Origin of the sequence: Brucella pseudogrignonensis, assembly GCF_031454375.1 — a bacterium.
Classification (GTDB): domain Bacteria; phylum Pseudomonadota; class Alphaproteobacteria; order Rhizobiales; family Rhizobiaceae; genus Brucella; species Brucella pseudogrignonensis_A.
Map to the genome: position 1 here is coordinate 1 of NZ_JAVDQT010000020.1, position 4,867 is coordinate 4,867.

Below are 4,867 nucleotides of genomic sequence, written 5' to 3' on the forward strand. Positions count from 1 at the left end.
AAAGCCAAGGGCTATCACAATAGAAAACGCCTCTAACACCAGCACCATTGTTATTACGAACAAGCGTAACTTCTTCTGAATTGAAACCAGCAGTTCCACACTTACAAACACCAGGAACTTTTTCGGATTCAACACCCCTAAAAATATTGCAAACAGTATGCTTTAAACGCCAGCGTGAGATTTGCTTACTGTCTTTTATATCGATGTTTACTGACTTTTTGGTGACTTCATCCCCTCTAGGTGTCACCCTATCGTCTATTTTATCAAGCTGCGCGCCCGATGGGCTTGCGGGAGCTAACGACAGACCATCAACAGAGCCACCACCACCATATAAAAGGTCATAAAAAGCGTCACTGGAAGCGTCTAAAGACTTCTCGTGGCTAACAGTTCTAGATTTTAGAGATGCACTATAATTCGCTGCTAATGAGCGTTTAAAGCCAGTCGTGAACGTGGGGGAAAGGCTATTAAGATTTTTTGTCATGACCGATTCCCATAATTGGGGCGGTCAGCTTGATTTTAATGAATTTCATCATTATATTGATCCTCGTACATATGCTCTTGAAGTTGCTGACCAAGCTATTGGCTTCTTGAGCGGTTTATTAAAAAGGTGCTGATTACAGTCAGCGCCTTTTTTCATTTAACCATATTGATGTGTTTCGCGGCAAAAAGCAAATCGTACAGTTTCGCCGGTTATTTTCGCCGGCTATTGCCACATGCTTATACGCCACACATAATCATCTAAGCGTTGATGATTTAGGTTTTGATCCTTTTGTTAATAGATCATCATGTTCTGACCACTTAAAAGCTCACTCCCTAGTGGGCTTTTTTGTTGTCTGAATTTATCTTTAATTCTCTTTATGTCTATTTATTTATATATATTCCTCTTTAATTATCTTTATAAATAAATAAATTTGAATAATTCGGATATTGAACAAATAATACTCCTATTAATTTCAACGAGGAGTAATTTAAAATGAAAAGAACTTTAAAAATCATATTAATTTCTGCATCAATCAGCACTTTATATGCATCAAATGCTTTAGCTGCTTTAGTATGCAGTAAAACTGTAGACGTAAAATTTCCTGTGGAATTCACAGATTACAGACAAGAAACACAATATAGGCAGGAAACTAAATATAGAGATGAAGTGCGTTATAGAGATGAAACTAGGTATAGGGATGAAACTAGGTACAGAGATGAGCCATATACAGCTTATGAAAACTATACCTATGATGTAGATGTTCCATATCCAGCATCTTATAAATGTAGTAATGATAATAATAATTTTGCAGACTTTGCAAATGAATGTAGTTTTAAGGCAGCAGGATCAGATGTAGAAACAAGAGTCGATGTTAGAGAAGTCACAAAAACAAGACAAGTGCCATATTCTGTTAGCGTTCCTTATACAGTGAGCGTTCAATATACTGAAAATGTGGCTTATACAGAAAACGTGCCATATACTGTAAGTGTACCATTCCAAAATACGAGATATGAAAGAAGAACAATATGCACCCTGCAAAATATGGGTCCAGGAGGAACTAAAATATACGAAGAATGGAAATAAATAGCTATCTCTTCTTAAAAGCTCACTCCCTAGTGGGCTTTTTTGTTGTTTGCATTTATCTTTATGTTTATTTATCTATATATATTTATATATATTCATCTTTATATAAATTCAGCTAAACAACTTCTTCCATATCGATTTTTTTGCTTCTTCATACCACCTATCACGGTCTTTTTCGGCAGCGTCAGCACGCATTTTTTCAGAAGCGGCCAACCTCTCCAAACCTTCAATCCGTTCGCTTAAAACCCGAATTTCATTGTCTTTTTTGTCATCATGCGCGTCATCATGATTATCATTATGCATGTCATTACGACTGTCAAAAAAATTCTCAGGAATAGAAATTCGAGTTTCCCCGTCATTTCCCTTCAATCTGATCCATTTTTTTCGCATCACAAGCCGCCTTGCAGACGAAAGCTTGATATTTAAACGCTCGGACAACTCTTTATATGTCAAATTTATTGTCATATTTGATCCTATGACTGTCATCATGCATGTCGTTATGTCGATGGGTAACACTCTGGCTTTCCATTACGATTATTTTCTTATCTCAATCAGAGCCACTTGTCTCTGATTGCCGCTACGCGAACGATGAAAATAATAGTAACGGAACCTTGCCATTCGGTGACTTTTTTTGCCATGACTGTTTTGGGCTTCGCCCACGGTCAGGTCATTTGACCTGACACTAAATCAGTCTATGTCATGGCAAAAAATATCAACCCTATCGACGGAAGCCTTCATGCCCGGCATAGCGTTTTTTGGTGTTTTGTGAAGTGGAGAGGTCATTCTCTCTCTGATGCTTCAAAGCTGCATCTTTCTCCGATTTTATCTGATTAATTGCAGCTTCTGCATTCTTCAAATCTCGCTTCAGTTTATCTCTTTCTTGCTTTGCTGACTGATATTTACCCTCAAAAGACGCATTCACAGACGACAAATTTTGAAGTTTGCCTTCATATTCTTTGGCAACAGAAGCACGAATGCCATTCCCCTTGATTACATTAACACAAAAATTCAAAAACTTAGTATATTTTGATAACTTTTGAGCCTTTGAAATAAATTCCTTGAGTGTATTTTCAGCTTTAGAAGTATCATTAACAACTTTCTTTAATTTATTTTGCGCTTTTGTTAAATTTGAATTTATTACATTTAATTTCGACTGCTCTAAGTGCAATTCTGACTTAACTTCTTTTATACCAGTAAGCAATTGTGATATATGGTTATCATAACTCTGTTTAGCCTTCTCACTCTTTTCTGCAATTTTTGCATCAAGCTTTTTAGAGCGAGCAATCGCATGCTTTAATGATTGAGCTTGCTTCTTTTCTCGCTGCCATTCAGCACGAGAAAGCCTTCTCAATTTTGGCCCCAAACGAGTAAGACCATGACGCACGGCTACGGTTTCAAAATATGAATCCTGCCAATCTCGCATACTTTCCTTATATGCTTTATCACCCAACTTATTGGCGGTTTTTCCATCCTCACCACGCTCTAAGGCAGCAGCCTTTTCTTTACGCTTGGCATTAACACCAGGATGCAGATCAAACGCTTTAAGATCGTCTGGAAGCACATAAGCATGAATATGCATATAGCCCTCATCCTCGTGCCTAACGACACTCTTTAATTCGCTTCCATACTGTTTCTGAAGCCAACCAACCGTTTCTCTCTCCCATGCCTCATATTCCGCCATTTTATCGGCATCAGAAGCACATTCGGCAGGCGTAAGGGGATGAGACGCTATAACGGTCAAAAGCGTATTCTGATCAATCCTAAGCCCTCTTTCCTGACCTTTAGAATTGACCATCTTTGCAGATGCACACATATCATCATGCATAGCTCTCAATTCTGAAATCGATGAGCCAAAAATCTTCTTAGCTGGAAGCGGATTTTCAACGTGAACCGAACAAGCCTTAACTCGGTCTGCCTCATCAAATATAAAAGAAGTTGACTGACCTTTTTTGTTAGCTTTACGAGAATATGTTTCTAAATGTATAAATTGAAATGCCATTGTTTACCACCTATAATAAGATGATAAAAATATTGGCCAAGTATAGGAAAAAATCAAATTGTAGTAACGGACTACCACTTGCAAGCAAGGTCCGCTCTCCGAGGGTTCCTGCGGAAGGCTTTTAGTCACCCAATACTGACATGACATTCTTTAAATCTGGCAATATGAAAACCTTATCATACTTAACAGCATAAGATCGTTCTTCATCAAGTGCTACCTGAACTGCACGACCATAAGTTTTCTTGCCACCAGTTAAACGATAATATGCAAGTCGAACTTTATCAATAAATTCATCATCTGATAATTTATGTTCTTTAACAATTTCGACTTTTTCTTTAGATGTGTGATAATTTGCCTCACCCTCATTTAACATTCGACTGATTAAATTATCAATATCTCCCCATTTCCATCCAGCAGACGTAACTTTCAACACATCTGCTGCATAACCATTACGTAAAATCCTATGCCAACGAGAAGGCTGCATAACGCCCACAATCTCGTCGTCATTTTCTACTTCTTCGGTATGACCTTCTGGCTCTTCCTCATCAGCAGAAATTTCCAAAATATCGGCAATTTTCTTTGTAATTACGCAGGATTTTGTCCCTGGCATAACGTCTGCATATTCCAAGAAAAGATTGGCACTTTCACTGTCACCTTTGCCTGCTAATGCAGCCAAATCCCATGGTGAAAGACTGCCTCTAGCTGCATCTTTGGTTGCACCAGCAGATGCAACTTCCCATGCGGCCGACCCCTTAGCCATATACTGGGCAAGATCCTCCTGCCTCCAAACAACGGTAACATCCTGTGCTTTTCTTGAAGTTTTAAAGCCCATTTTGTTGATGTAATTCATATATCGACCAATAAGCCACTCACCAGCTTCATGGGCTTTTTCATCATCATCATTAAGAACAATAAGAGCTAAATGGAGATGGTAATGCCAACCGTGCTTAATTGAATACGTGACTTCAGGGCTAACCAATGTCCCAACAATGCCATATCTGTCTTGCGCTAATTTCCAAGGCTTACCTTTACGAGCAAGACTTCCAGCAGATGTAACGGCCTGTTTTAATTCAGATAAACTATGATTTTTAGTATGTCCCACTGTCAGAGTAACAAATGTGATACGACCTTTTTTCTTTTCTGTAGCTGAAAAAACTGTCTGGACCTTCTCTGCACGTTCAGCAGCACGACGAGGTGCACATGTCGGGCAAAGCCAAGGGCTATCACAATAGAAAACGCCTCTAACACCAGCACCATTGTTATTACGAACAAGCGTAACTTCTTCTGAATTGAAACCAGCAGTT

5 protein-coding genes are annotated in these 4,867 nt (G+C 38.6%); 1 reads left to right on the forward strand and 4 read right to left on the reverse strand.

Annotated features, from left to right (window positions below; genetic code table 11):
• Positions 1 to 481, reverse strand: a 481-nt coding sequence (locus tag J2782_RS22705) for a hypothetical protein (RefSeq protein WP_310016424.1), incomplete at its 3' end; no start/stop codon positions are given.
• A 492-nt stretch (positions 482 to 973) separates the two neighbouring features.
• On the opposite strand from J2782_RS22705, the gene J2782_RS22710 reads away from it, so the two are divergent.
• Positions 974 to 1,564, forward strand: a complete 591-nt coding sequence (locus J2782_RS22710; RefSeq protein ID WP_310016426.1) for a hypothetical protein — start codon at positions 974 to 976, stop codon at positions 1,562 to 1,564.
• A gap of 111 nt (positions 1,565 to 1,675) precedes the next feature.
• Here the strand turns inward: J2782_RS22710 and J2782_RS22715 are convergent, their stop codons facing one another.
• From J2782_RS22715 to J2782_RS22725, 3 genes are all read right to left on the reverse strand, one after another.
• Positions 1,676 to 2,029, reverse strand: a complete 354-nt coding sequence (locus J2782_RS22715; protein ID WP_310016428.1) for a hypothetical protein — start codon at positions 2,027 to 2,029, stop codon at positions 1,676 to 1,678.
• Between the two features lie 253 nt (positions 2,030 to 2,282).
• The gene (locus tag J2782_RS22720; protein ID WP_310016430.1) at positions 2,283 to 3,563 is read right to left on the reverse strand and encodes a hypothetical protein; all 1,281 of its coding nucleotides are present in this window, start codon (positions 3,561 to 3,563) and stop codon (positions 2,283 to 2,285) included.
• A gap of 121 nt (positions 3,564 to 3,684) precedes the next feature.
• Positions 3,685 to 4,867, reverse strand: a 1,183-nt coding sequence (locus tag J2782_RS22725) for a protein rep (protein ID WP_310016432.1), incomplete at its 5' end; no start/stop codon positions are given.